Genomic DNA, 24930 nt, shown 5'->3' on the forward strand with positions numbered 1-24930 from the left:
GAAGACGTCAGGTTTAGCGCGGCATCGCCTCGCGCGGGATTATCGCGCCGCGATACTGAATCACGGTGCTGGCGGTCAGATGGCCGCGTTTTGCCGCCGCTTCGGCGCTGCCGCCGGTGAGACGCACCGCCAGATAACCGGCGCTGAACGAGTCGCCTGCGGCGGTGGTGTCGATGACGCTCTCTTTCGGTAATTTCACCGCAGGTACCTCGCACAGCGCTTCGCCCGCCACCGCGACAAGGCACGATTCGGCACCACGCTTAATCACCACTTCACGCACGCCCGCCGCCTGGGTGCGCGCAATGACCTCATCAACCGGCTTCTCGCCCCACAGCGCGTCTTCATCATCCAGCGTCAGGAAGGCGATATCGTTGCAGCTAAGCATCTGCTGGTAAACCTGCTGCGTCTCTTCACGGCTCGCCCACAGGCGCGGGCGGTAGTTATTATCGAAAATCACTTTACCGCCGTTGGCGCGGCAGGTTTTCAGCAGGCCGAGCAGTTTTTCACGGCTGTGCGGGCTTAAAATCGCCAGGCTAATGCCGCTCAGGTAGAGATAATCAAAGTGCGCCAGCTGCGCGCAGATGGCGTCGGCCTCGTCGCTCTCCAGCCAGAACTTCGCGGCGGCCTCGTTGCGCCAGTACCAGAAGGTGCGCTCGCCGCGCTCGTCGGTTTCGATGTAGTAGAGCCCCGGCAGACGGTTATCCATACGCTGCGTGAGTTCGGTGTGCACGTTTTCGGCCTGCCAGGCATCAAGCATCTGCTGGCTGAAAGGGTCTTTGCCAAGTGCGGTGACATAATGCACCGACAGTGCCTGCGGGCTCACCTGACGGGCGATATAGACCGCGGTGTTGAGCGTATCCCCGCCAAAGCCGCGGTTCATCTGCGCGCCTTTTTCCGACAGTTCAATCATGCATTCGCCAATCACGGCAATCTTGTGCTCTGACATAGTGACTCACCTGAAAACGAGAAGATGGGCATTAGTGTGTGCCGCCGCGATCGCGCAGTCAAACCTTTTAAAACGCTGTTCCATTATTTTTTGAGCTGCGCCCCTGTTTCTGAAGAAAAGCATTATTCTTTATAACCCTACGGGTCGGACAACTGTGCATAAAGTTCTCAACCGCAGCGCCGATAATTCCAGGACGAGTCCGGTAAACCCTCACATCACAGGACCCTTTACCATGAATTTAAAACAGGTCACTCACCGGCTGGCGCTGCCGTCGGCGAGTGTCGAAAGCCTGCAAGAGCGGCGTTACTGGCTGCAATGCGAGCGCACCTACACCTATCAGCCGATTTACCGCACCGACGGGCGTCTGCTGGCGGTTGAGTTGCTGACTATCGTCACGCACCCGAGCGATCCCTCGCGCCGCATCGCGCCGGACCGCTATTTCGCGGGGCTGCCGGTACGCTATCGCGTGGACGTCATTGAAGAGCAGCTACAGGTGCTGTCATCGCGCGCGCCGTTTTTCACAGAAAATAACATTCTCGCCTCCGTGAACGTTGATGGCCCGACGCTCATGGCGATGCGCGACATGCCGAAAATCCGCGCGTTAACGGAAGCGTTGCCGTGGGTGCGCTTTGAACTGGTAGAGCACATCAGCCTGCCGCAAGACTCGACGTTCGCGAGTTTCTGCGAATTCGGCCCGCTGTGGCTGGACGATTTCGGCACCGGCATGGCGAATTTCTCAGCGCTTAACGAAGTCCGTTATGACTACATCAAAGTGGCGCGCGATCTTTTCATCATGCTGCGTCAGAGCAGCGAAGGCCGCAATCTGTTCACCATGCTGCTGCAACTGATGAATCACTACTGCGAAGGCGTGATTGTTGAAGGCGTGGAAACCCTGGAAGAGTGGCAGGATGTGCAACAGTCGCCTGCGCTGGCCGCGCAAGGCTATTTTCTCTCGCGCCCGGTGCCTTTCGAAACGCTGGAAACGGTAATACTCAGACTCTCCTGATGAGCTTTGCGCTTTCGTCAACTATCTTTAGTTGAGGCAGGCATCATCAGGACGAGGTGTGAGGATGACAAAAACAACCAAAATTATCAGCGTGGTAGCAGGGGTTTTCTTGTTGCTGGTCGTGGTCGCCATCATCATTATCGCGACGTTTGACTGGAATCGGCTTAAGCCGACCATCAACCAGAAGGTCTCCACGGAGCTTAACCGCCCCTTTGCCATACGTGGCGATCTGGGCGTGGTGTGGGAGCGTAATAAAGACGAACCCGGCTGGCGAAGCTGGGTGCCCTGGCCGCACGTACACGCTGAAGATGTTGTGCTCGGCAACCCGCCGGATATTCCGCAAGTCACCATGATCCATCTGCCTCGCGTTGAGGCGACGCTCGCTCCGCTGGCGCTGCTCACCAAAACGGTTTATCTGCCGTGGATTAAATTCCAGAAGCCGGACGCGCAGCTGATTCGCTTGTCGGAAAAGACCAATAACTGGACGTTCGACATGAAGCAGAGCGAAGGCGAAGCGGCGCAGCAGCCATCTTCCTGGTCTTTCCGGCTCGACAATATTCTCTTCGATCAGGGCCGCGTGCGGGTGGACGATAACGTCAGCCGCGCCGATGTGGAGATCCTCATCGATCCGCTTGGCAAACCGCTGCCGTTTAACGAAGTGACCGGTGACAAAGATAAAAAAGGGAATGATAAGGTCGGCGACTATGTCTTCAGCCTGAAGGCGCGCGGCACCTATAACGACCAGCCGCTGCGCGGCAGCGGGAAAATCGGCGGGATGCTGGCGCTGAAAAGTGAAGGCACGCCGTTCCCGGTGCAGGCCGATTTGCGCTCCGGCGACACCCGCGTGGCGTTTGTCGGGACGGTCAACGATCCGATGAACATGGGCGGCGTCGATTTACAGCTGAAATTCGCGGGTAATTCACTGGGCGATCTCTATGAGCTGACCGGTGTGCTGCTGCCCGATACGCCACCGTTTGAAACGGATGGCCGGCTGGTCGCTAAAATCAACAGCGACAAAGGCTCGGTCTATGATTATCGCGGTTTTAACGGGCGCATCGGTGAAAGCGATATTCACGGCTCGCTGACCTACAGCCAGCGCAAACCGCGACCGAAACTGGAAGGGGATCTGGAATCGCGCCAGCTGCGGCTTGCCGACCTCGGCCCGCTGATTGGCGTCGATTCCGGTGCCGGGGCGGAGAAGAGCAAAAATTCCGAGCAGAAAAAAGGCGAAAAACCGGCGCAGCCGGGCGATAAAGTGCTGCCGCACGACACCTTTGAAACCAACAAATGGGACGTGATGGATGCCGATGTGCGCTTTAAAGGCCGTCGTATCGAACACAGCACGCGCCTGCCGATTAGCGATCTCACCACCCATATTGTGCTCAACAACGGCGATTTGCATCTCAAGCCGCTGAAATTCGGCATGGCGGGCGGCACTATCGACGCCAATATCCATCTCGACGGCGACAAGCAACCGATGCAGGGCGTGGCGGAAATTCAGGCGCGACGGCTGAAGCTCAAAGAACTGATGCCGGACGTCGAGCTGATGCAGCGCACGCTTGGCGAGCTGAACGGCGATGCGAAACTGCGCGGCACCGGTAACTCGGTCGCGTCGCTGCTTGGCACCAGTAACGGCAACCTGAAGCTGTTGATGAACGACGGCGTTATCAGCCGTAACCTGATGGAAATTCTGGGGCTGAACGTGGGTAACTTTATCGTTGGGCAGATTTTTGGCGACGACGAAGTGCGGGTCAACTGCGCGGCGGCGAACCTGAACCTGACCAACGGCGTGGCGCGCCCGGAGATTTTCGCCTTTGATACTGAAAACGCGCTGATTAACATCACCGGCACCACCAGTTTCGCCGACGAGCGGCTGGATCTCACCATTAATCCGGAAAGCAAAGGGGTGCGTATCGTGACGCTGCGCTCGCCGCTGTACGTGCGCGGCACCTTTAAAGATCCGGATTACGGCGTGAAGCCGGGGCCGTTGATTGCGCGTGGCGCGGTCGCGGCAGCGCTCGCAACGCTGGTGACGCCCGCCGCGGCGCTGCTGGCGCTGATTTCGCCATCCGAAGGCAACGAGAACCAGTGCAGCGCGATCCTGGGGCAGATGAAGAAGTAACAGGGTTTCATGGGGAAGGTGGGTGCGCTGCGCTTACCCACCCTACTGAAGATATACGCCTGCCTCAGTTTGTAGGGCGGGTAAGCATAGCGCATCCGCCATAACGCAAAGGTGGGAGCGCTGGCGCTTACCCACCCTACTCAAGAAGATAAACGTCTCAGTTTGTAGGGCGGGTAAGCGCAGCGCACCCGCCGCCAGGTGGATGCCGTCAAATCACCCGCCGCCAGGCGGATGCCGTCAAATCACCCGCCATTTTCGCTCTCAAATCCAAAAACAAAAAAGGCCGCCCGCGGGCAGCCTTTTCGTTAAATGCACACCATCACAGCGACTGGTGGCGCGTCTCTTTGGTGGCAATTAGCGCGATAAGCGTCAGTGCCGCCATCGCCGCAAGATAAATCCCTACATAAAACAGCCCGTAATTCGCCTGCAGCCAGGTGGCGATATACGGTGCCACCGACGCGCCGAGAATCGACGACACGTTGTAGGAGAACGAGGCACCGGTGTAGCGCACTTCGGTCGGGAACAGCTCCGGCAGCAGCGCGCCCATTGGGCCGAACGTCAGCCCCATCAGACTCAGGCCGATCAACAGATACGCCATTACCATCGCCTCACTGCCGGAACCCAGCAGCGGCGGGAACACAAACAGCGCGAACAGCAGAATCAGCGTGGTGATAACAATCATGCTCTTACGACGCCCGAAACGATCCGCCAGCAGGCCCGCTACCGGCACCATCAGGCCAAAGCCAATTACTGCCATCATCAGCATCCACAGCACATCGTTACGCGGGAAGCCCAGCCCGCCCTGCGCCGCTGGCGTGGTGCTGAAGGTCATTGAATAGACCGTCATGATGTAAAACAGCGTATAGGTGGCGAGCATGATGAACGTGCCAAGTACGGTGACGCGCACATGTTTCGTCAGCAGCGTGCCGAGCGGCACTTTCACCTGTTTCTTCGCTTTGGCGATTTTGGCGAATACCGGCGTTTCATGCAGCGACACGCGCACATACAGGCCAATCAACACCAGCACGGCGGAGAAGATAAACGGCACGCGCCAGCCCCAGCTCATAAACTGTTCGTCGGTGAGCAGCCACGACAGCAGCAGGAACGTGCCGTTAGCGAAGAAGAAGCCGATAGGCGCGCCGAGCTGCGGGAAAGAGCCATACAGCGCGCGTTTATGCGCCGGGGCGTTCTCGGTCGCGAGCAGCGCCGCGCCGCCCCATTCACCGCCAAGGCCCAGACCCTGGCCAAAGCGCGCCAGCGCCAGCAGCAGCGGAGCCATAATGCCGATCGATTCATAGCCCGGCAGCAGGCCAATCAGCACCGTAGAAATCCCCATGGTCAGCAGCGAGGCCACGAGCGTCACCTTACGGCCCACACGGTCGCCGAAATGGCCAAACACGGCCGAGCCTATCGGGCGCGCCACAAAGGCGATGGCAAACGTCGCCAGCGACTGTAGCGTGGCGGCGGTCGGGTCGCCCTGCGGGAAGAAAATGTGCGGGAACACAATCACCGCCGCGGTGGCGTAAATGTAGAAATCGAAGAACTCAATGGCGGTGCCGATGAGCGAGGCGATGACGACCTTACTGCGCGAGTTGACGGGCGCGGCGTCGTGTTCGTTGTCGATGCTGGTGGCGATGGTTGCTTGCATAGAATTTTCTTATTGTAGTCACGTCGAAACCCCATATTAGCCACAGCAAAAACGACATTTCAATTCAGCGGGCGCCGCAAGAGTGCGCAAAAAACAGGCAAAAAGCGGATAGTTTTAGCGCCAGCTTATTCTCTTCTATGAAATGCTTCACAGAATTTCATATTCAGTCGATAAAACTGGTTTTAGGTTAAATAAAAGTTACACCCTGGATTTTTATACTGAAAGGGAGGCGGCGGGCTGAAAAAATGCGTTTTTCCAAGCCCGCGCGAAGGGATTACGCAGGGTTTTTACCCGGCATTTGCGGATCGTCTTTGTACTGTGCCGTCGCAATCCAGGCGGAGCAGAACAGCGTCAGGCGTGCAAAGAAATAGAAAAACGCCATCAGCCCCAGCACCGAGCCGAATGCCGCGCCGGACGGCGATTTCACGAGCGACGGCAGCGTATAGGTCATAATGATTTTGATAACCTCAAAGCCAATCGCCGCAATCACGGTGCCGCGCAGCAGCGCTTTGCGACGCGGCCGGTGGCGCGGCAGACGCCAGAAGATCCAGAAGAAAAGCAGATAGTTGGCACAGAAAGAGACGGCAAGGCCAATCAGATGCCAGACCGGCTTCAGCCAGCCGATGGCGTCCAGATGCAGCAGCCGGATAATCGTCTCCTGGGCGGAACCTGCGACGGACGTAATCGACATCGTGATGACCAGCGCCACCAGCAGCCCAATCAGGGAGATAAAATCGCGCAGGTATTTCACCCAGAATTTCTCTTTGTCGTCTTCCGCGCCGCGCTCCCAGTCGTCACGGAACTGCGCGCGGATCGCTTCTCGCAGGTAGCCCATCCAGTTCACACCGGAGTAGAGCGCTACGGCAAAGCCCACAATCCCGACCGTGGTGCGCTGCTCCACCGCGGCGTTAATGCTGCTGCTGAGAGTTTTGGCGAGCGTCGGGTCACTGACGCTTTGCAGAATTTTATTAAAAATGTCCTGAAGCAGGGTCGGGTGCGAGGCGAGCACAAAGCCTGCGACCGCAAACGACACCATCAGCACCGGGATCATCGATAAAAACGAAAAGTAGGTGATCGCGGCACCAAACTGGTTGCCCATACGTTCGTTAAACCGCTCAAAGGCGCGAAGCAGATGCGCGACTGCGGGACGGCGCTCTACTTTTTCCACCTTTTGTTTCACCGTACCGATGACACCCTCGGCGGGTTTATCGTCGGCTTTCTTCTCCTCGGGGCGCGTATCCAGCTGCGGGACAGGCTGATATTTCAGATCTTCGGTCGGGCGTTTAGCAGGCTGCTCCGGCGTGGTCATTAGCGTTGATTCCTTTTATTTTTTACAACTTGCTTCCAAGTATAGCCCGCAGCTAGTCAACGTAACCTTTCATGACGGTCGCCAGCCACTCCATAAACAGGTGAACGCGCCGTGAGAGGTGCCGACGGTGCGGATAAATCAGCGAGACCGGCATCGGCGCGGCGCGGTATTGCGGCAGCACTTCCACGAGTTTGCCGCTGCGCAGCGCCTCGCGAACGCCGATGCGCGGCACCTGAATAATCCCCAGCCCGGCGAAACAGGCGGCCTGGTAGGTTTCGGTGCTGTTGACCGTCAATACGCCACCGGTTGGTATCCACTCACTACCGCTCTCACGCCCAATTTCAAAGCCCGCCGGACGCGTGCCGAGCGTTGGCGTGTAATGCACCAGCGCGTGCGAAGCGAGATCGTCGAGCGTTTCAGGAATGCCGAAGCGCGCCAGATAATCCGGGCTGGCGCAGTTGACCTGGCTTAATTTGCCAAGCGGGCGCGCCACCAGCCCGGAATCTTTCAGCTGGCCGACACGCACCACGCAGTCGAAGCCTTCGCGCACCACATCCACCAGCCGGTCGCTGCTGCTCAGCTCAAGGGCGATGCCGGGGTAGTGGTGAAGAAATTCCGGCAGACGCGGGATTACTACGTTTTGCGCTACCGCCACCGGCATATCGACACGCAGCCGCCCGCTGACGCTCGCCGGATCGTGCAGAAACAAGCCGTCGAGTTCGTCGAGATTCGCGAGCAGATCGCGCGCGCGCTCGTAATAGACCTGGCCGTCCTGGGTGAGATGCACCCGTCGCGTCGTGCGGTGCAGCAGGCGCGTGCCGAGCGCGCTTTCCAGCGCCTGCACCTGCCGCGATACGCTGCCTTTCGGCAGGCTCAGCGTCTCGGCGGCGCGGGTAAAGCTCTCCAGTTCCGCCACTCGCACGAATAAACGCATTGCGTGAATTTTATCCATCGCTGCCCCTCATTGTTGTTATATATGAAACAGTAAAGCGTATTTTGCGATCTTTATCGTTCTATTGTCAGCTAATAAGCTCTTTTTTAATCATCACCCAGACCATGACGAGGTATTTATGACGCAACGTATCGCAATCATCACCGGTGGCAGCCGCGGGCTTGGTAAAAACGCAGCGCTGAAGCTCGCAGAGCGCGGAATTGGCATTTTGCTGACGTACCAGCGTCGGCGTGAAGACGCCGAGGCCGTTGTGCGTGAAATTGAACAAAAAGGCGTGAAAGCGGCAGCGCTGGCGCTGAACGTCGCCGATAGCGCCTCCTTCCCGGCATTTGTTGCACAGGTGAAGGCGCAACTGCAACAGACCTGGCAGCGCGACAGTTTTGATTATTTAATCAACAACGCGGGTATCGGGATTTATGCGCCGTTTGGCGAGTTCAGCGAGGCGCAGTTTGACGAGTTAGTGAACATTCACTTCAAGGGGCCGTTCTTTCTGACGCAGCAACTGCTGCCGCTGATTAATAACGGCGGACGCATCCTGAACGTCTCCAGCGGGCTGACGCGTTTTGCGCTGCCGGGCTATTCAGCGTATGCCTCAATGAAAGGCGCGATGGAGGTGCTGACGCGCTATCAGGCCAAAGAGCTTGGCAGCCGGAATATCGCGGTGAATATCATCGCGCCAGGCGCGATTGAGACGGACTTCGGCGGCGGACAGGTGCGTGATAACGACGAACTGAACCGCTTTATCGCCTCGCAGACGGCGCTGGGGCGCGTGGGGCTGCCGGATGATATCGGCGCGGCGATAGCGGCTATTATCGGCGATGAGCTGGGCTGGATGAACGCGCAGCGGATTGAAGTCTCCGGCGGGATGTTCCTGTAAAGCGTTGCCTTGCCCGGCGCAACCGGGCAAGGCGTTCTGGCAGGTTACTCTTTCTGGAAGTGCGTCACGCGAATGCGGTACGGCTGCTGTTTTTTATCAAGCGTACCGCTGATGCCCACCAGTTCATCCGGGCTGACCTCTTTGCCCTGAAAAACCGCATGCGGGATCATCACGTCGATATCACCGCCTTTATCGCGGAATTGATAGACGTCATCGCCTTTTTTCTTGATCAGATAGCCACGCAGCGTCACGGAGGCGCCGTCGTGCATCTCTTTTGCCTGCTTCACGTCGATCGAGCGGGCATCGGTAATGCCGCGGTAGCCCTCTTTAAGCTGATGCGGCGGCGGCGGGGCTTCATCGTTCTTGAAGCCGCCTTTCTCTTCTGCCAGTGCAGGCAGGGCCAGTAACGCGGAAAGCGTGGCGATAATCACTGTTTTTTTCATACGTCTCCCTGTGTTGTTGCAGGTTTATGTTCTTTAAGCCTGGCACAAGGAAGTAAAAACGTCTTTCGGCGGAGTCGCATGTGGGGGCAGACGGCGGGTGCGCTACGCTTACCCGCCCTACGGGCTGAAACCGGCGTATCTATTTTTGCGTCATGGCGGGTGCGCTAGGCTTACCCGCCCTACGGGTTAAAATCGGCGTATCTATTTTTGCGTCATGGCGGGTGCGCTGCGCTTACCCGCCCTACGGGTTAAAACCGACGTATATGTTTTTGCGTAGGGTGGGTAAGCGTGAGCGCACCCACCGTGCGTCAGAATTAACTCTCCGGTGAAGAGTCGCGTGCCAGTAGGCCAAACAGCCAGTCGTCATGCCAGCGTCCGCCGATAAAGTAACTTTCCCGCAGCGTGCCCTCCTGAAGAAATCCCGCTTTTTCCAGCGTCTTTTTCGAGGCGATATTGCCGCCGGTGACGGTCGCCACCAGACGCCGCAGGCTACAGCCTTCAAAAGCGAGGCGACAGATGGCGCGCAGCGATTCATGGCCGTAGCCCTGGCCCTGAAAGGCGCTCGCCAGCAGAAACCCGACTTCAGCAATCCCCTCACCGCGCATCACAAAGCCCGTTACGCCCACCGGCTGCCCGCTGTGCCTCTCGCTAATGAGTAAACAGAGCCAGCGGGTGCTTGCGGGCGTCCAGGGCGGCAGGCGCAACGTGAAATCCTGCATCCGCTGCGCGTCAGAGCGCGGGTCGGCCACGAAACGCATCACCGTATCGTCACGTTGCAGGCTTAAAAAGAACGGCCAGTCGTCGGGCGTGAGGGGCCGGTAATCGAGGCGTGTGGAATTAAACGTCAACAACGCGTCGTTAAAGGGCGTGTCAGGGTGCATAGGGTTTCCACGTGGTAAGTACAGCAAACAGTGTTGCCTGAAAAACGCGCCGCTGTCATTCGCGCCGCCATTTACCTGCTAATTCAGGCAGGAAAAGGCGATTTTTCACGCAAAAACCGACGTGTCACTTTTTTTCCGGCTATTTTCAGCTATGTTGTCTCACTGCCCGTCAGCGCAGATAAAAAAATTCAGAAATAACAAGATACTTAAGTGAAATTTCGCCCGCTCCGCCCACCTTTATGACGGGGCGTTGAGCGCAAAAGGATGCAACATGGCCCGCTTCACACAGCCTCTGGTAAGAGAAACATTTGAAACTGCGCTCACGGTGATCCGCCAGGCGTCGGTTGAAATCCTGGTTTTGCTTGGCGTTAACGTTGCGGAGGGCAAAGATCCGCAGTGGTTCTTACAACAGCTCGACCAGGCGCGTCTGAATCTCGGCAACTGGGCGACGGTCGCCCGCCGGCTGAACCTTAACGACGCCGATATGTCGCAGTTCACGTTGCAGCTGCGTCATTTACAACAGCTGGTGCCGCAGTATGAGAGCGGCCAGGACGTGACGGAGAACCAGCTTTTCGCGGCGCTGCGTTTTGTGACGTGCCTTGAGAAAGTGCGTAACCAGCAGCCGAAACTGGGCTATTCCACTGAGATGAATGTCGATAAAACGGCGATGCAGCCCGACGCGCTGCGCCAGCTGCGCGCGCTCGATTTCACCCTGCGCGGCATGGTGCGCGAAGCCTGGCCGGACGAGCAGCAGCGCGTCAATCAGCTCAAACAGTTGTGCGGCGGCGATAAAGTGCGCCGCTGGCTGAAGATGTGCGACAAGGGCGACATCCTGAGCGGCATGTTATTCAGCGAGCTGGCGATGCTGGTGGTCGATAAAAAGCTCTTCGCCCGCCACTACGACAAACTTTTCCAGGGCGCGACATCGCTGACGCTGTTTGTCGAGCCACGCAAAACGCTGCAAACCCTGCTGGATGATATCCGCGAAATCCGTAACGTCGCCGCGCTCGGCAAACCGCTTTCCGGCGCGCAGGAAGTGATGCTGGATAACTATTTCAATGCCATCAGCGCTCCGCTGCATAAAGCCTGTGGCGAAGGGCGCACGCGCGTGAACCCGGCGGCGCTGATGAAAGCCGATGACGCACAGCTGAAAGCGTTTATCGATCATGCCGCGAAGAAAAACAGCGTGGTCGGTGGGGATATTTTTGACGTTCGCGATGCCATCGAAAGCCCGAGCCGTCGTCAGGACGGCAAAAAGCAGGAGACGCGCCAGCTGGTGATGGGCGCGGTCTGGGGCGCAGTAGGCCTCGGCGCGATTGCGATGGTGGTCGGCGCGCTGTTTGTCGCAAGCGATGCGCTTAAACCCCCTGCGGCAGAGGAGGTGACCGCGCCTGTCGCGACCGCCATGGCCGCAGAGCCTGAGAACAACGACGACAGCCCGCGTCATAAGCTCAGCAAAATGGGCATCACGTGGGATGAAGAGAACCTGCGCGCGGCTATCGATCGCGATGACAAACTGGTTACGCGCCTCTTTCTCGAAGCCGGAATGAACTGGAAAGTGGCCTGGACCGAGCAGGCGCTCGCGAAAAATCATGAAGAGACGCTGGAAACGCTGCTGCGCTATCGCCTCCAGATGGATGAAAAAAAACCGTGCCGCCGGATGATCACGACGTTAAGCCACGCGCTGTCGCAGGGCGAGAAAATGACGTCCATGCGTAAAGAGTATTTGCAGACGTTTTGCACCGTGCCCGCGGTCGTGGAGCGCCAGAAGCATGAACTTGAGCAGGCGCAACTGCGCGCGCAGGCGAACCCGAATGATGAAACGAAGAAATGGGTGAAAATCCGCGAGGCGATTTACCAGACGATCCGGTAAATTCGCGGCGGTAAAAGCGCGGCAGCAAAAAGGGGAAGCAGACGCTTCCCCTTGTTTATTTATAAGGAATGGGCACCAGGCATAAATAATAGAGGTATTAACCAGCCCTAGGGACCAAGTGTCGCCTTAAAATATTATGTTATGGTGATGAATCACAATCATTTAATCCATAGTCCTTAGGGAATTGCCGGGTGTAAATGTTATTTCTTGTATTAAAATAATAGCTTTAACATGATAGATAATATTAGTAATGTAGAGTATTTTCTTATTAAAAAATAAATTATTAAAGACTCAAAAGAACATCATTATTATTGATATCTAATGACCAATAGATCTTTAACAATAAATTACTCACTGTTATGATGCCCCTGCCCGCAGGCAGGGGCTATTTCATATAAATCCCTTTTGTGTAAAAGTGATTCGGGTTGCCTCATTTAAATCCATGCTTTTTAATGCTTCAGGAGATACCCACATGATTTCCTGAAACTCTTCGTTAAACGTAATATTTCGGTTGGCGCTGATACAATCAAATATGAGATAAATCATATAAATTTCTTCGGTAGTACCATCCGGGTATGTTTTCATTCGGATGTCATCACGAAAAGCCCAGGGCTGAACATCAGTAATAAGCAGTTTATCTCCTAACTCTTCTCTGATTTCTCGTCTCAATGCCGTCTCCATTGTTTCCCCTGGCTCCATTCCTCCGCCAGGCAAAGCCCACTGCCCCGGGAAAACGCCACGATCAGAGGCCATTTTACAAAGAAGAAACTCACCATTGTTTTGAATAACAGGGCAAACAATAATTCTTTGGCGCATTTTATCTCCTTAAAGTCATCGCTTTATTAGTGACCAGAGTAGTGAAATTTTCTATATCATCAGGATGAGTACATGCCATAACTCGCTCACGAAGATGCACAGGAAGCTTATCTGTAAAACTTTGATACTCTGTATGCCATCCCGTTATCCATTTTACTTTTGTTGCTTCATCAGGAAATTCTTTTGGCCGGATGCCATTAATTTCGTCATGCTTTAAATGCGCGAGTGAGTGTTCAATGGGATAATTTATAAAAGCAATAATGTCCGGCTCGATCAGCAGTTCATTTATTGATTCCCAAAGTTTAATGTACGAGTCATACTGCCACTTGCTTATATAGCCAGCATTGAGCATAAAGTTAATAAATATATAGTCTTCAAGATGTGAACGTTCCATTATTAAATTGAATCCCTTATCCAGCCATGATTTTATGATGAGAGCCCGCTGTATCATAAAATTGAGCTGAATAAGGTAACCATAGTTATTTGTATCATCGAACAAATAAGGAAGAAGGGAATGATGTACGCTTTTTTCATCGATAGCTATGGTATCAGGATCTGTCGAGAATAATCTGGAAGATAACTTTTTCAAAAGTGTACTTTTGCCTACGCCAGAATTCCCGGTCAAACATATATAAATAGGCTTTCTTTTTTTGTTGGTTACGACTTTGTCTGCAGACCAGGGATCCATATAAAGGTAACTATATCTCATTGTTAAACTCCCTTTCCTCCAGCCAAAAACGATTTATTTGGCATTTGCTAATGATTTCACTATTCCCGAAAATGGCACTTATAATTTTTTCTGGCGGATCCGTTAGCATATTTCCGAGTCTGGTGTAATTTTCACCGTCGGGAATTATAATGTCAAAATTTGGCTCCATAACAACATTAGCTTTATCTCTTTCTTCAAACGTTGCCCAACTGATTGGTACAGACGGATACTGTTTTTTTAGTTTGTTCATATTATTTATGAATAGGTCAGTATCGATCTCTAGCTTATTCCTTTTTTCTTTTCCTACACCTAATGGGCAAAATTGATAGAATCGCCATGCCTGGATTTTATAGGGAAGATTGTCAACCCAGCTAACAATATTACTTAATACATTAATATTCGATTGAGAAACCACAGTTGTAAGTTTTATATTAATACGATTATTATTATATGGGAGCCAGTCTAGTATATTTTTAATGACTCTATGCTGGTTGCTCATTTTTTCACTTCTGATATCGGAATTTACAATCCTGTCAATTCCGTCGATTGGCATTCCTACCCAGTCCAAAATTGGATTTAATCGTTCGTGATCCATTATGAAACGATGCCCGACCGTTGAGAGGTACGTCATAAAACCCATCTGTTTTGCGTATTCAATCAAATGGATATAGTCTTCTCTGGATGTTGGTTCGCCACCAGTAAAACCGATACGGCGAAAGCCCATCCTGTACATACGTTCAATGACATCAAAAATAGTGGTTAGCGTAGAATCTGTTATGCCGGGGTTACGAAAACACAAGTCACATCCGAGATTGCAATGTGAAGTAATTCTGAAATCCAAAAGCAGGTTGCTGATATCCATATACCACCTCTGATTGCTTTGCTGGAAAGTCTATAACCCCTGCAAAAACATGGTTAATGTTGGATGGTACTCCTCGATTGATTAATTTTAAAGCACATCTGTTACATTGATGACACATAACCTGGATAAAGCTGCAGCACCCCGCTGCGTGATGCTATTTCTGGGTGCGTAAAATGCGCAGCCGATATGCCGAGCCATTTTGAATCGCGGGAATAAGAAGATAAAAAAACTGGCCTAAACGGCCAGTTTTATAATGAGGAACCCCTGGTTGCATTTACGTGCTTAGCGCATCGTCACAAACTCTTCCGCGGCGGTCGGGTGGATGGCGACGGTGTTGTCGAAGTCTTTTTTGGTCGCGCCCATTTTCAGCGCCACCGCAAAGCCCTGCAGCATTTCGTCCATGCCGAAACCGATGCCGTGAATGCCGACGATTTTCTCCTCAGGCCCGACGCAGACCAGCTTCATGCGGCACGGCTGGCGGTGCGTGGTGACAGCGGTGTACATCGCGGTAAACGACGATTTGTAGATTTTCACGTTCGCATCGCCATACTGCTCGCGCGCCTGCGGCTCGGTAAGCCCGACGGTGCCGATAGGCGGATGGCTGAAGACCACGGTCGGAATATTGCTGTAATCCAGATGCTCATCCGGTTTGTTGTTAAACAGGCGCTCGGAGAGGCGACGGCCCGCGGCAACCGCGACCGGCGTCAGCTCGACCGCGCCGGTATTATCGCCGACCGCATAAATACCCGGCACGTTCGTGTTCTGGTATTTATCAACGACGATATAGCCTTTTTCGTTGGTTTTAACGCCTGTGGCCGCCAGGTTGAAATTATCGGTTTCCGGCTCGCGGCCAATCGCCCAGATCAGCGCGTCGACCGTTTCTGAACGGCCATCTTCCAGGTGCAGCGTCAGGCTGCCATCGCTGTTTTTCTCCACGGCTTTCGGCGTCGCATGCGTGTGAAGCTGCGGGCCTTCGGCCTGCATCACTTCCACCAGCGTTTCCGAAAGCATCGGATCGAACGTGCGCAGCGGCGCGTGTTTACGCACAAACAGGTGCGTCTTCGCGCCCAGCGCGTTGATAACACCCGCCAGTTCAACGGCGATATAACCCGCGCCCACGACCGCCACGCGTTGCGGCATCGCCGAGAGCGCGAAGAAACCGTCAGAATCGATACCGTATTCCGCGCCCGGAATGTCCGGGTGGCTCGGACGCCCGCCGGTCGCGATCAGGATGTGATCGGCGGTGATCCGCTCGCCGTTGACTTCAACGGTGTGCGCGTCCACAAAACGAGCGAAGCCCTGGATCACATCGACATTATTCTTGCCCAGCACATTGTCATACGACGTATGAATGCGGTCGATATAAGCGGTACGGCTCGCCACCAGCTTCTGCCAGTCGAAATGGTTCACCGTGGTGTCAAAGCCGTAATCCGGGCCATACAGATGGATCGCCTCGGCGATTTGCGCGGCGTGCCACATGATTTTTTTCGGTACGCAGCCCACGTTGACGCAGGTGCCGCCCAGCGCTTTGGCTTCAATCAGGGCGCATTTCTGGCCGTACATGGCCGCACGGTTGACAGAAGCGATACCGCCACTGCCGCCGCCGATGGCGAGGTAGTCGTAGTGTCTGGTCATGGCTGTTACCTTTTAATGATTCGAATTAACGCGATTGTAGTCCTGACGAACAGGGGTTCCACCTATAGCTGCGATTACTCCGGCACGACCCATTTCAGCGTCGTGTGGCCGGTACCCGCCGGCACCAGCGCCTTGTGCAGCCACGGCAACAGCGTCGCCATTTGCTGTTCCAGCTTCCACGGCGGGTTGATAACAATCATGCCCGAGGCGGTCATGCCGCGCTGATCGCTGTCCGGGCGCACCGCCAGCTCGATTTGCAGAATGCGGCGAATACCGGTGGCTTCCAGATCGTTCATCATACGCTTGATTTGGTTGCGCAAAACGACCGGATACCAGAGCGCGTAGACGCCGGTCGCAAAGCGTTTGTAGCCTTCGCTGATGCACTGAACCACCGCCTGGTAGTCGGTTTTGATTTCGTACGGCGGGTCGATAAGGATCAGGCCGCGGCGCGAGGCGGGCGGCAGCTTCGATTTCAGCTGCTGATAGCCGTCGGCGCGCTCAACGCGGGCGCGTTCATCTTTCTGAAATTCGCCGCGCAGCAGCGGGAAATCGCTCGGGTGTAGCTCGGTCAGTTGCAGGCTGTCCTGCGGGCGCAGCAGCTGGCGCGCGATGAGCGGCGAGCCGGGGTAGTAGCGCAGCTGGCCGCTGCGGTTGAAGTGCGACACGGCGCTAATGTACGGCGCAAGTTCGGCGGGCAGATCGTCCTGCTGCCAGATGCGCGCGATGCCTTCCAGATATTCCCCCGTGCGCTCGGCATGTTCGCCGCTCAGCAGATAGCGCCCGGCGCCCGCGTGGGTATCCAGATACAGAAACGGTTTTTCCTTCTCTTTGAGCGATTCAATGATCAGGCTCTGGACAGTGTGTTTGAGGACATCGGCGTGGTTGCCGGCGTGGAAGCTGTGGCGGTAACTGAGCATGGAGGATGGGTTTCCAAAAGGCGTAAATGAACATCGATTTTGAACAGTATACCGGAAAGTGACCGCTTACGGGATGTGCTGTCGTGCCCCTTAAAGCCCAGCGCCAGCCATTGAAATTAACTACACTAAACCCCATGCTACAAGACATTGTCGCTGCAAGATGCGCTTAACAACACTAATCAGGACGCGCTTATGACCAATCCATTACTGACGCCTTTTGAACTGCCGCCGTTTTCCTCCATTAAACCCGAACACGTGGTGCCTGCCGTTACGAAGGCGCTGGAAGATTGCCGCGCGCAGGTGGAGGCGGTAGTCGGCCGCGGCGCGCCTTACAGCTGGGAATCGCTCTGCCAGCCGCTGGCGGAAACCGACGATCGACTGGGCCGTATTTTCTCGCCGATAAGCCACCTGAACTCCGTGAAAAACAGCCCGGAACTGCGCGAAGCCTATGAACAGACGCTGCCGTTGCTCTCTGAATACAGCACTTGGGTGGGCCAGCATGAAGGGCTTTACCAGGCCTATCGCGATTTACGCGACGGCGAGAACTACGCGAAGCTCGACACCGCGCAGAAAAAAGCGGTCGATAACGCGCTGCGTGATTTCGAGCTTTCCGGTATTGGCCTGCCGAAAGAGAAGCAAAAACGCTACGGCGAAATCGCCGCGCGCCTCTCTGAGCTTGGCTCGCTCTACAGCAACAACGTGCTGGACGCGACCCAGGGCTGGACGAAGCTGATTACCGATGAATCTGAGCTTTCCGGGATGCCGGAAAGCGCGCTGGCGGCCGCGAAAGCGATGGCGGAAGCCAAAGAGCAGGAGGGCTTCCTGCTGACGCTGGATATCCCAAGCTACCTGCCGGTGATGACCTACTGCGACAACCAGGCGCTTCGCGAAGAGATGTATCGCGCCTACAGCACGCGTGCCTCTGACCAGGGGCCGAACGCGGGCAAATGGGACAACACGCCGGTGATGGAAGAGATCCTGGCGCTGCGTCACGAGCTGGCGCAACTGCTCGGCTTTGACAGCTACGCCGACAAATCGCTCGCCACCAAAATGGCGGAAAACCCGCAGCAGGTGCTGGATTTCTTAACCGATCTGGCCAAACGCGCCCGCCCGCAGGGTGAAAAAGAGCTTGCCCAGCTGCGCGCCTTCGCCAAAGAACACTTCAGCGTTGACGAGCTGCAACCGTGGGACATTGCGTACTACAGCGAAAAACAGAAACAGCATCTCTACAGCATCAGCGATGAGCAGCTGCGCCCGTATTTCCCGGAAAACAAAGCGGTTAGCGGCCTGTTTGAAGTAGTAAAACGCATTTACGGCATCAGCGCCAAAGAGCGCAAAGATATCGACGTCTGGCATCCGGACGTGCGCTTCTTCGAGCTGTATGACGAGAGCGGCGAGCTGCGCGGCAGCTTCTACCTGGACCTCTACGCGCGTGAGAACAAGCGCGGCGGGGCGTGGATGGACGACTGCGTCGGCCAGATGCGCAAAGCGGACGGCTCGCTGCAAAAACCGGTCGCCTACCTCACCTGTAACTTTAACCGTCCGGTGAGCGGCAAACCGGCGCTGTTCACCCATGACGAAGTGATCACGCTGTTCCATGAATTTGGTCACGGTCTGCACCATATGCTTACCCGTATCGAAACCCCAGGGGTGGCGGGTATCAGCGGTGTACCGTGGGATGCCGTCGAGCTGCCGAGCCAGTTTATGGAAAACTGGTGCTGGGAGCCGGAGGCGCTGGCGTTTATCTCCGGTCACTATGAAACCGGCGAGCCGCTGCCGCAGGAACTGCTGGATAAAATGCTGGCCGCGAAAAACTACCAGGCGGCGATGTTCATCCTGCGCCAGCTGGAGTTCGGCCTGTTCGATTTCCGTCTGCATGCGCAGTTCAGCCCGGAGCAGGGCGCGAAAGTGCTGGAGACGCTCGCGGAGATCAAAAAACAGGTCGCCGTGGTGCCAGGCCCGGCCTGGGGCCGCTTCCCACACGCGTTCAGCCATATCTTCGCGGGCGGCTACGCGGCGGGCTACTACAGCTACCTGTGGGCCGACGTGCTGGCGGCGGATGCCTATTCCCGTTTCGAAGAAGAGGGGATTTTTAACCGCGAAACCGGTCAGTCATTCCTCGACAACATCCTGACGCGCGGCGGCTCCGAAGAACCGATGGAGCTGTTTAAACGCTTCCGCGGCCGTGAACCGCAGCTCGACGCGATGCTGGAACACTACGGCATCCAGGGCTGACGACACGCGTGAACATTTGTCTGATTGATGAAACAGGCGCCGGAGACGGCGCCTTATCTGTTCTGGCGGCCCGCTGGGGGCTGACGCACGACGCCGATAACCCAATGGCGCTGGTGATGACGCCCGCACGTCTTGAACTGCGCAAGCGCGACGAGCCAAAGCTTGGCGGGATTTTTGTCGATTTCGTTGAGGGCGCGATGGCGCACCGGCGTAAATTCGGTGGTGGTCGCGGCGAGGCGGTGGCGAAAGCCGTTGGCATCAAGGGCAGTTATCTGCCGCAGGTGGTGGACGCCACGGCGGGGCTTGGGCGCGACGCGTTCGTGCTGGCGTCGGTCGGGTGTCACGTGCGGATGCTGGAGCGCAACCCGGTTGTCGCAGCGCTGCTGGACGACGGTCTCGCGCGCGGCTATCAGGATGCGGAAATCGGGCCGTGGCTGCGCGAGCGGTTACAGCTCATTCACGCCTCCAGCCTGACGGCGCTTGAGGCGATAACGCCGCGCCCGGATGTGGTCTATCTCGATCCGATGTTTCCGCACAAGCAGAAAAGCGCGCTGGTGAAAAAAGAGATGCGGGTGTTTCAGTCGCTGGTGGGGCCGGATCTCGACGCCGACGGGCTGCTGGCACCGGCCCGCAGGCTCGCCATCAAGCGCGTGGTCGTCAAACGCCCGGATTATGCACCGCCGCTTGGCGACGTTGCGACGCCAAACGCCGTGGTGACGAAAGGCCACCGGTTTGATATCTACACGGGCATGCCAGCGTAAACAGTCAGGCCCGGTAAGCGCGTGCGTACCGGGCGGTCTGTTCGCCAGTATCAAAATAATCATCAGGGGTAGCGCTGACGGGCATGCAGAACGCTCAGCACCAGCAGATATTCAGAAGTGACTTTATAAACGACGATGTAATTCGGGTGAGCAATGATTTCACGCGTATCTGGCACTCTGCCTTCGCGGAACATCTCCGGATAGTACGCTGCGGGTAAAATTGATTCTTCAATACGCGTTAACAGCGCCTGCGCGGCGGAAGGATTATCACTGGCAACAAAACTAATAAGCGCAAAAAGATCCGTTTTTGCTTCTTCAGTCCATTGAATGGGGAGCATTACGCCATTTTTCTCCTCACTTTTGCGCTCTCAATGATCTTGCGCGCGCTTGCCATCACATCGTCATGCGGCGTAATGGGCTGGCGGCTTGCCGCTGCGGCTTCCACTTTTTCACGAAACCACAGCTTGTACTGTTCCGCCTGTTTATGGGTGTTGAGACTGGAGACGCCGGGCGAGTCATGTTTTGGCATACGCGTTTTCTCTGCGATTCATTTTTAAGCAGTATAACGCCCGGGTGGGAGTAAACCAATTAAAGCGGAAATGAAAACCGCGGCCTGTGCCGCGGTTTGGGGACAATGAAATCCGAAATGACTGCCAACGAGATTCTGTAGGGCGGGTAAGCGTTGCGCACCCGCCGTCGCCACTTACGCCTCTTCGTCGTCGCGCAGCGGGACGATCAGCATATCGATGTGAACCGTGTTGATAAGCTGGCGTGCGGAAGACATCAGCTTGCTCCAGAAATCCTGATGGTGACCGCATACCACCAGATCCACATCGTATTTCTTGATGGCGTCGACCAGCACCTGGCCCAGATCGCCGCTGCCGCTCAGGGTTTCGGTAATCGGATAGCCCGCGTTGGTGGAAAGCTCGGTCAGCGCGTGGTGCGTCTCTTCAGAGATGCGCTTCTGCATGTCGCCCAGGTTAACGTCAATTAACCCGGTGTAAAGATCGGAATAATTCACATCGACATGAATCAGAGAAATTTTCGCGTTGTAGGGACGCGCCATGGATACCGCTTTATCTACCAGTACCTTGCTCTCAGGGGACAGATCGACCGCGATAAGAATATGTTTATAAGCCATAGTGTTACTCCTTCCATAAGATGTCGATGACCAGTGGACTGGATGGCGCGTGGCTACCTGCGGCGTCATCCCCGTGCCCGCGTCCTGCGTACCACAATCGCGGGAACTCATTCCGGCGTAAAGACTTAGTGCTAAAGCTAATTTCACCTTATAGCGCCCTGGTACATCCGTCAATCCGCCGGGGTCGCATACATTGAAGCGGAAAATAGGTCTGCAAGCGTTGATAAGGATTAACGATGTGGTAAAAAAATTACCGGATCTCCTACACTATTAAAAAAGCCGTTCGGGTGAATAAATGTGAACCTGATCGACTTTTACGCACGCTTCACAGAACAGTCTTTCAGGTATTGGAGAGCCATTGCTTTCCAGGCGAGTCGTCGGGGGGAAGGTATGATCAGCACCGTCGCGCTGTTTTGGGCCTTATTCTTGGTTTGCGTTATTAACATGGCGCGTTATTTCTCATCGTTACGCGCGCTGCTGGTGGTGCTCAGAGGATGCGATCCGTTGCTGTATCAGTATGTGGATGGCGGCGGTTTTTTTACCGCGCATGGCCAGCCCAGCAAGCAGATCCGCCTTGTGTGGTATATCTACTGGCAACGTTATCTCGATCATCATGACGACGAATTTATTCGCCGCTGCGAACGCGTGCGCCGCCAGTTTATTCTGACCAGCGCTTTATGCGGTCTGGTGATTATCAGCCTTATCGGGCTGATAATTTGGCATTAAAAAAGCGGGCCAGTTTCCTGACCCGCTTCTTAACGTTCACGCAAATTCGCTTACACGAAACGCAACGCAATCCAGTACAGCACGCCTGAGAGCATGATAGAGGCCGGCAGAGTGAAGACCCAGGCCATCAGAATGCTGGTGACGGTTTTGCGCTGCAGACCGCCGCCGTCGACGATCATGGTGCCCGCGACCGACGATGACAGCACGTGCGTCGTGGACACCGGCATACCGGTGTAGCTTGCGATACCGATGGACACGGCCGCCGTCATCTGCGCCGACATGCCCTGTGCGTAGGTCATGCCTTTCTTACCGATTTTCTCACCGATGGTGGTCGCCACGCGGCGCCAGCCAATCATCGTACCGACGCCAAGCGCCAGCGCGACCGCCATGATTATCCATACCGGCGCGTACTCGATGGTGCTGAGCATATCGGCTTTCAGGTTTTTCAGCAGACGCTGATCGTCCGCGCTGGTGTCTTTGAGCTTCGCCACCTTATCGGTGGTGTCAGAGATACACAGCATGATGCGGCGCAGGTGGCTGCGCTGCTCAACGGTCAGTTTGTCGTAGCTGTCGATGTTGTTAAGCATCCCTTTAGCGCGATCCAGCGCCACGATGGCGCGGCTGGCGTCGCAGTGGAACTCTTTCGGATTATCCGTCGGGTTCACCTGCTCCGGCGTTGGGATCACCGGGTCTATGCCCGCCACCTGACGCAGCGCCGCCGGGTGCTGCTGGAAGTACGTTTCAACATTGCTGATAGCATCGCGGGTGCGGGTGATGTCATAGCCGGAGGCGTTCATATTCACCACAAAACCCGCCGGTGCCACGCCAATCAGCACCAGCATAATCAGGCCAATGCCTTTCTGGCCGTCGTTCGCGCCGTGCGAGAAACTCACGCCGATAGCGGAGAGGATCAGCGCGATACGTGTCCAGAATGGCGGCTTTTTCTTGCCGTCTTTCTTTTCACGCTCGGCTGGCGTCAGGTGGATACGGGCGCGTTTTTTGGTGCCGCTCCAGTAACGACGCAGCAAGAACACCAGCCCGCCCGCGAACACCAGACCGACAATCGGCGACACAATCAGCGAGCCGAAAATGTTCAGCACTTTCGGGATATTCAGCGCATCCACAACGGACGTGCCGGTCATCAGGGCGTTGGTGAGACCAATCCCGATGATAGAGCCGATAAGCGTATGGGAGCTGGACGCTGGCAGACCGAGATACCAGGTGCCAAGGTTCCAGACAATCGCGGCCAGCAGCATGGAGAAAACCATCGCCAGGCCATGCGCGGAGCCCACATTCAGCAGCAAATCAGTCGGCAGCATATGCACAATCGCATAGGCTACGCTTAAGCCGCCAAGCAGAACACCGAGGAAGTTAAAGAGAGCCGCCATAGCCACCGCAAGTTGCGATCGCATAGCGCGTGTGTAGATAACCGTTGCGACTGCGTTTGCCGTATCATGGAAGCCGTTGATAGCTTCATAAAACAGTACAAATCCCAGAGCAAGCAATAGTAACAGGCCAGTGTGTAAATCCAGCCCGGCAAACAAATGTAGCATAGGACGTTACGCCATTTTGAGGACATGAACGCGGCGCATTATCTAAGACAACGGCGGCGTGGGCAAAGTGAAATATAGACTTTTTTTAATCGCCGTCACTGAAGTGTCAATTTCCCTAAAGAGATTACCTTTTAAATTCAATTTATTAGAATTTGTAACAGGGTTTTGTCTGGTGCGACCAGAGAGGAAACTTTACAATTCGCGGCCTTAACGGCAATGAGGAAGGGTTGTGGAACAGTTTGATGCCATCATCGTAGGGGCGGGCGCGGCAGGATTATTCTGCGCGGCGCTGGCAGGGCAGGCGGGACGCCGGGTATTAGTGCTGGATAACGGCAAAAAACCGGGGCGCAAAATCCTGATGTCCGGCGGCGGGCGCTGCAATTTTACCAACCTCTACGTTGAGCCCGCCGCTTACCTCAGCGCCAATCCGCACTTCTGCAAATCGGCGCTGGCGCGCTACACCCAGTGGGATTTTATCGATCTGGTGGGCAAGCACGGCATCGCCTGGCATGAGAAAACCCTCGGCCAGCTCTTCTGCGATGACTCAGCGGAGCAAATCGTCACGATGTTAATGGCGGAGTGCGAGAAGGGCGGCGTCACCGTGCGGCTGCGCAGCGAAGTGCTGGCGATTGCGCGCGACGACAGCGGTTATACCCTGACGCTTAATGGCGGCACCGTGACCACGCCGAAGCTGGTCATCGCCAGCGGCGGTCTGTCGATGCCGGGCCTCGGCGCCACGCCGTTTGGCTATAAAGTGGCGGAGCAGTTCGGCCTGAAAGTGCTGCCAACCCGCGCGGGCCTGGTGCCATTCACGCTGCATAAGCCGCTGCTTGAGCAGATCCAGACGCTTTCCGGCGTCTCGGTGCCTGCGGTGGTCACTGCCGATAACGGCACGGTCTTTCGCGAAAGCATTCTCTTTACCCATCGCGGGCTCTCCGGCCCGGCGATCTTGCAGATCTCCAGCTACTGGCAGCCGGGTGAGTGGGTCACCGTTAACCTGCTGCCGGATACGGACGCTGCCGCGTTTATCGATGAACAGCGCGCCGCGCACCCGAATCAGAGCCTGAAAAACACGCTCGCCATGCTGCTGCCGAAGCGGCTGGTGGAGTGTCTGCAAAGCCTCGGGCAAATCCCGGACGTCACGCTGAAACAGCTCAACAGCCGCCAGCAGCAGGAATTGCTGGAGACGCTCCACGGCTGGCGCGTCCAGCCCAACGGCACCGAAGGCTACCGCACCGCGGAGGTGACGCTCGGCGGCGTTGATACCCACGAGCTTTCGTCGCGCACCATGGAAGCGCGCAACGTGCCAGGACTCTATTTTATCGGCGAAGTGGTGGATGTGACCGGCTGGCTTGGCGGTTATAACTTCCAGTGGGCGTGGAGCTCCGCCTGGGCCTGCGCCCAGGCGCTCGCTGAATAACGCCTCAGCAGAGAGTCCGGGGCGTGAAAACCCCGGATGTCGCGCAGGGCTTGCGCCTGCGCATCGGCACCGTGCGGTACGCCGCAGCGGCTTAATAT

At 55.9% G+C, this 24930-nt stretch carries 24 protein-coding genes; 9 read left to right on the forward strand and 15 right to left on the reverse strand.

Annotated elements, in window-relative coordinates; all coding sequences use genetic code 11:
* Positions 1-13: 13 nt before the first annotated feature.
* Complete coding sequence (gene kdgK, locus CSK29544_RS05630) at positions 14-946, reverse strand: 2-dehydro-3-deoxygluconokinase (protein ID WP_007895646.1); 933 nt, start codon at positions 944-946, stop codon at positions 14-16.
* Positions 947-1178: 232 nt separating this feature from the next.
* Between kdgK and pdeH the strand changes: the two genes are divergently transcribed.
* Together pdeH and CSK29544_RS05640 are read left to right on the forward strand one after the other, a co-directional pair.
* Positions 1179-1952: a cyclic-guanylate-specific phosphodiesterase gene (pdeH, locus tag CSK29544_RS05635; RefSeq protein ID WP_004387638.1), complete on the forward strand. Its 774-nt coding sequence runs from the start codon at positions 1179-1181 to the stop codon at positions 1950-1952.
* 64 nt (positions 1953-2016) lie between these two features.
* Positions 2017-4074 carry an AsmA family protein gene (locus CSK29544_RS05640; RefSeq protein WP_029039096.1) on the forward strand — a complete coding sequence of 686 codons (2058 nt, stop codon included), beginning with the start codon at positions 2017-2019 and terminating at the stop codon, positions 4072-4074.
* A 319-nt stretch (positions 4075-4393) separates the two neighbouring features.
* On the opposite strand, the gene CSK29544_RS05645 is transcribed toward CSK29544_RS05640, so the two are convergent.
* The 3 genes from CSK29544_RS05645 to CSK29544_RS05655 all read right to left on the reverse strand — a co-directional run bounded on the left by CSK29544_RS05645 (position 4394) and on the right by CSK29544_RS05655 (position 7983).
* Entirely contained in the window at positions 4394-5722 is a 1329-nt protein-coding gene (locus tag CSK29544_RS05645; protein WP_004388299.1) for an MFS transporter, read from the reverse strand.
* Positions 5723-5996: 274 nt separating this feature from the next.
* The gene (gene yhjD, locus CSK29544_RS05650) at positions 5997-7031 is read right to left on the reverse strand and encodes an inner membrane protein YhjD (protein ID WP_029039095.1); all 1035 of its coding nucleotides are present in this window, start codon (positions 7029-7031) and stop codon (positions 5997-5999) included.
* A 52-nt stretch (positions 7032-7083) separates the two neighbouring features.
* Entirely contained in the window at positions 7084-7983 is a 900-nt protein-coding gene (locus CSK29544_RS05655) for a LysR family transcriptional regulator (RefSeq protein WP_007892707.1), read from the reverse strand.
* 118 nt (positions 7984-8101) lie between these two features.
* On the opposite strand from CSK29544_RS05655, the gene CSK29544_RS05660 reads away from it, so the two are divergent.
* The gene (locus CSK29544_RS05660) at positions 8102-8860 is read left to right on the forward strand and encodes an SDR family NAD(P)-dependent oxidoreductase (protein WP_004388302.1); all 759 of its coding nucleotides are present in this window, start codon (positions 8102-8104) and stop codon (positions 8858-8860) included.
* A gap of 44 nt (positions 8861-8904) precedes the next feature.
* On the opposite strand, the gene CSK29544_RS05665 is transcribed toward CSK29544_RS05660, so the two are convergent.
* The gene (locus tag CSK29544_RS05665) at positions 8905-9303 is read right to left on the reverse strand and encodes a YdeI family stress tolerance OB fold protein (protein WP_007797247.1); all 399 of its coding nucleotides are present in this window, start codon (positions 9301-9303) and stop codon (positions 8905-8907) included.
* A gap of 314 nt (positions 9304-9617) precedes the next feature.
* Positions 9618-10184, reverse strand: coding sequence for a GNAT family N-acetyltransferase (locus CSK29544_RS05670; protein WP_007892709.1), 567 nt, complete (start codon positions 10182-10184; stop codon positions 9618-9620).
* Between the two features lie 33 nt (positions 10185-10217).
* Between CSK29544_RS05670 and CSK29544_RS24540 the strand changes: the two genes are divergently transcribed.
* A complete protein-coding gene (locus CSK29544_RS24540; protein ID WP_162140774.1) occupies positions 10218-10382 on the forward strand; it encodes a hypothetical protein in 165 nt (54 codons plus the stop codon).
* 73 nt (positions 10383-10455) lie between these two features.
* The gene (locus CSK29544_RS05675) at positions 10456-12057 is read left to right on the forward strand and encodes an STY4199 family HEPN domain-containing protein (RefSeq protein ID WP_007892712.1); all 1602 of its coding nucleotides are present in this window, start codon (positions 10456-10458) and stop codon (positions 12055-12057) included.
* Between the two features lie 390 nt (positions 12058-12447).
* Here the strand turns inward: CSK29544_RS05675 and nudI are convergent, their stop codons facing one another.
* The 5 genes from nudI to CSK29544_RS05700 all read right to left on the reverse strand — a co-directional run bounded on the left by nudI (position 12448) and on the right by CSK29544_RS05700 (position 16996).
* The gene (gene nudI / locus CSK29544_RS05680) at positions 12448-12873 is read right to left on the reverse strand and encodes a nucleoside triphosphatase NudI (protein ID WP_029039094.1); all 426 of its coding nucleotides are present in this window, start codon (positions 12871-12873) and stop codon (positions 12448-12450) included.
* Between the two features lies 1 nt (position 12874).
* Positions 12875-13582, reverse strand: a complete 708-nt coding sequence (locus CSK29544_RS05685) for a deoxynucleoside kinase (protein ID WP_029039093.1) — start codon at positions 13580-13582, stop codon at positions 12875-12877.
* Entirely contained in the window at positions 13572-14444 is an 873-nt protein-coding gene (locus CSK29544_RS05690) for a radical SAM protein (RefSeq protein WP_029039092.1), read from the reverse strand. Before CSK29544_RS05690 ends, CSK29544_RS05685 begins: the two co-directional genes overlap by 11 nt.
* A 282-nt stretch (positions 14445-14726) precedes the next feature.
* Positions 14727-16079 (reverse strand): glutathione-disulfide reductase, encoded by a 1353-nt coding sequence (gene gorA / locus CSK29544_RS05695; protein WP_007852840.1) that lies wholly within the window; start codon positions 16077-16079, stop codon positions 14727-14729.
* Positions 16080-16153: 74 nt separating this feature from the next.
* Positions 16154-16996 (reverse strand): 23S rRNA (adenine(2030)-N(6))-methyltransferase RlmJ, encoded by an 843-nt coding sequence (locus tag CSK29544_RS05700; protein WP_007899956.1) that lies wholly within the window; start codon positions 16994-16996, stop codon positions 16154-16156.
* A 192-nt stretch (positions 16997-17188) separates the two neighbouring features.
* Between CSK29544_RS05700 and prlC the strand changes: the two genes are divergently transcribed.
* Together prlC and rsmJ are read left to right on the forward strand one after the other, a co-directional pair.
* Complete coding sequence (gene prlC / locus CSK29544_RS05705; RefSeq protein ID WP_007899954.1) at positions 17189-19231, forward strand: oligopeptidase A; 2043 nt, start codon at positions 17189-17191, stop codon at positions 19229-19231.
* Positions 19232-19239: 8 nt separating this feature from the next.
* The gene (rsmJ, locus tag CSK29544_RS05710) at positions 19240-19992 is read left to right on the forward strand and encodes a 16S rRNA (guanine(1516)-N(2))-methyltransferase RsmJ (protein WP_007899951.1); all 753 of its coding nucleotides are present in this window, start codon (positions 19240-19242) and stop codon (positions 19990-19992) included.
* A gap of 62 nt (positions 19993-20054) precedes the next feature.
* On the opposite strand, the gene CSK29544_RS05715 is transcribed toward rsmJ, so the two are convergent.
* From CSK29544_RS05715 to uspA, 3 genes are all read right to left on the reverse strand, one after another.
* Positions 20055-20330 (reverse strand): type II toxin-antitoxin system RelE/ParE family toxin, encoded by a 276-nt coding sequence (locus CSK29544_RS05715; protein ID WP_007797229.1) that lies wholly within the window; start codon positions 20328-20330, stop codon positions 20055-20057.
* Complete coding sequence (gene relB / locus CSK29544_RS05720; protein WP_007899949.1) at positions 20330-20521, reverse strand: type II toxin-antitoxin system RelB family antitoxin; 192 nt, start codon at positions 20519-20521, stop codon at positions 20330-20332. Before relB ends, CSK29544_RS05715 begins: the two co-directional genes overlap by 1 nt.
* Positions 20522-20695: 174 nt before the next feature.
* A complete protein-coding gene (gene uspA, locus CSK29544_RS05725) occupies positions 20696-21133 on the reverse strand; it encodes a universal stress protein UspA (RefSeq protein ID WP_004388310.1) in 438 nt (145 codons plus the stop codon).
* A 390-nt stretch (positions 21134-21523) separates the two neighbouring features.
* On the opposite strand from uspA, the gene uspB reads away from it, so the two are divergent.
* Positions 21524-21859, forward strand: a complete 336-nt coding sequence (gene uspB, locus CSK29544_RS05730; RefSeq protein WP_007899947.1) for a universal stress protein UspB — start codon at positions 21524-21526, stop codon at positions 21857-21859.
* A gap of 50 nt (positions 21860-21909) precedes the next feature.
* Here the strand turns inward: uspB and pitA are convergent, their stop codons facing one another.
* Positions 21910-23412, reverse strand: a complete 1503-nt coding sequence (pitA, locus tag CSK29544_RS05735) for an inorganic phosphate transporter PitA (protein ID WP_004388312.1) — start codon at positions 23410-23412, stop codon at positions 21910-21912.
* A 229-nt stretch (positions 23413-23641) separates the two neighbouring features.
* Here pitA and CSK29544_RS05740 point away from each other — a divergent pair, with 229 nt between their 5' ends.
* A complete protein-coding gene (locus CSK29544_RS05740; protein ID WP_007899945.1) occupies positions 23642-24832 on the forward strand; it encodes a BaiN/RdsA family NAD(P)/FAD-dependent oxidoreductase in 1191 nt (396 codons plus the stop codon).
* Positions 24833-24930 lie beyond the last annotated feature (98 nt).

Source organism: Cronobacter sakazakii (assembly GCF_000982825.1).
GTDB lineage: Bacteria > Pseudomonadota > Gammaproteobacteria > Enterobacterales > Enterobacteriaceae > Cronobacter > Cronobacter sakazakii.

Bases quoted from the DNA above. Each gene is read 5' to 3' on its own strand.
- CSK29544_RS05660 (WP_004388302.1), top strand. From the start codon at position 8,102: ATGACGCAACGTATCGCAATCATCACCGGTGGCAGCCGCGGGCTTGGT.
- CSK29544_RS05675 (WP_007892712.1), top strand. From the start codon at position 10,456: ATGGCCCGCTTCACACAGCCTCTGGTAAGAGAAACATTTGAAACTGCG.
- CSK29544_RS05640 (WP_029039096.1), top strand. From the start codon at position 2,017: ATGACAAAAACAACCAAAATTATCAGCGTGGTAGCAGGGGTTTTCTTG.
- uspB (WP_007899947.1), top strand. From the start codon at position 21,524: ATGATCAGCACCGTCGCGCTGTTTTGGGCCTTATTCTTGGTTTGCGTT.
- gorA (WP_007852840.1), bottom strand. From the start codon at position 16,079: ATGACCAGACACTACGACTACCTCGCCATCGGCGGCGGCAGTGGCGGT.
- CSK29544_RS05655 (WP_007892707.1), bottom strand. From the start codon at position 7,983: ATGGATAAAATTCACGCAATGCGTTTATTCGTGCGAGTGGCGGAACTG.
- CSK29544_RS05645 (WP_004388299.1), bottom strand. From the start codon at position 5,722: ATGCAAGCAACCATCGCCACCAGCATCGACAACGAACACGACGCCGCG.
- relB (WP_007899949.1), bottom strand. From the start codon at position 20,521: ATGCCAAAACATGACTCGCCCGGCGTCTCCAGTCTCAACACCCATAAA.
- pitA (WP_004388312.1), bottom strand. From the start codon at position 23,412: ATGCTACATTTGTTTGCCGGGCTGGATTTACACACTGGCCTGTTACTA.
- kdgK (WP_007895646.1), bottom strand. From the start codon at position 946: ATGTCAGAGCACAAGATTGCCGTGATTGGCGAATGCATGATTGAACTG.
- yhjD (WP_029039095.1), bottom strand. From the start codon at position 7,031: ATGACCACGCCGGAGCAGCCTGCTAAACGCCCGACCGAAGATCTGAAA.
- CSK29544_RS05700 (WP_007899956.1), bottom strand. From the start codon at position 16,996: ATGCTCAGTTACCGCCACAGCTTCCACGCCGGCAACCACGCCGATGTC.
- prlC (WP_007899954.1), top strand. From the start codon at position 17,189: ATGACCAATCCATTACTGACGCCTTTTGAACTGCCGCCGTTTTCCTCC.
- pdeH (WP_004387638.1), top strand. From the start codon at position 1,179: ATGAATTTAAAACAGGTCACTCACCGGCTGGCGCTGCCGTCGGCGAGT.
- CSK29544_RS05715 (WP_007797229.1), bottom strand. From the start codon at position 20,330: ATGCTCCCCATTCAATGGACTGAAGAAGCAAAAACGGATCTTTTTGCG.
- CSK29544_RS05685 (WP_029039093.1), bottom strand. From the start codon at position 13,582: ATGAGATATAGTTACCTTTATATGGATCCCTGGTCTGCAGACAAAGTC.
- nudI (WP_029039094.1), bottom strand. From the start codon at position 12,873: ATGCGCCAAAGAATTATTGTTTGCCCTGTTATTCAAAACAATGGTGAG.
- CSK29544_RS05690 (WP_029039092.1), bottom strand. From the start codon at position 14,444: ATGGATATCAGCAACCTGCTTTTGGATTTCAGAATTACTTCACATTGC.
- CSK29544_RS05665 (WP_007797247.1), bottom strand. From the start codon at position 9,303: ATGAAAAAAACAGTGATTATCGCCACGCTTTCCGCGTTACTGGCCCTG.
- CSK29544_RS05670 (WP_007892709.1), bottom strand. From the start codon at position 10,184: ATGCACCCTGACACGCCCTTTAACGACGCGTTGTTGACGTTTAATTCC.
- uspA (WP_004388310.1), bottom strand. From the start codon at position 21,133: ATGGCTTATAAACATATTCTTATCGCGGTCGATCTGTCCCCTGAGAGC.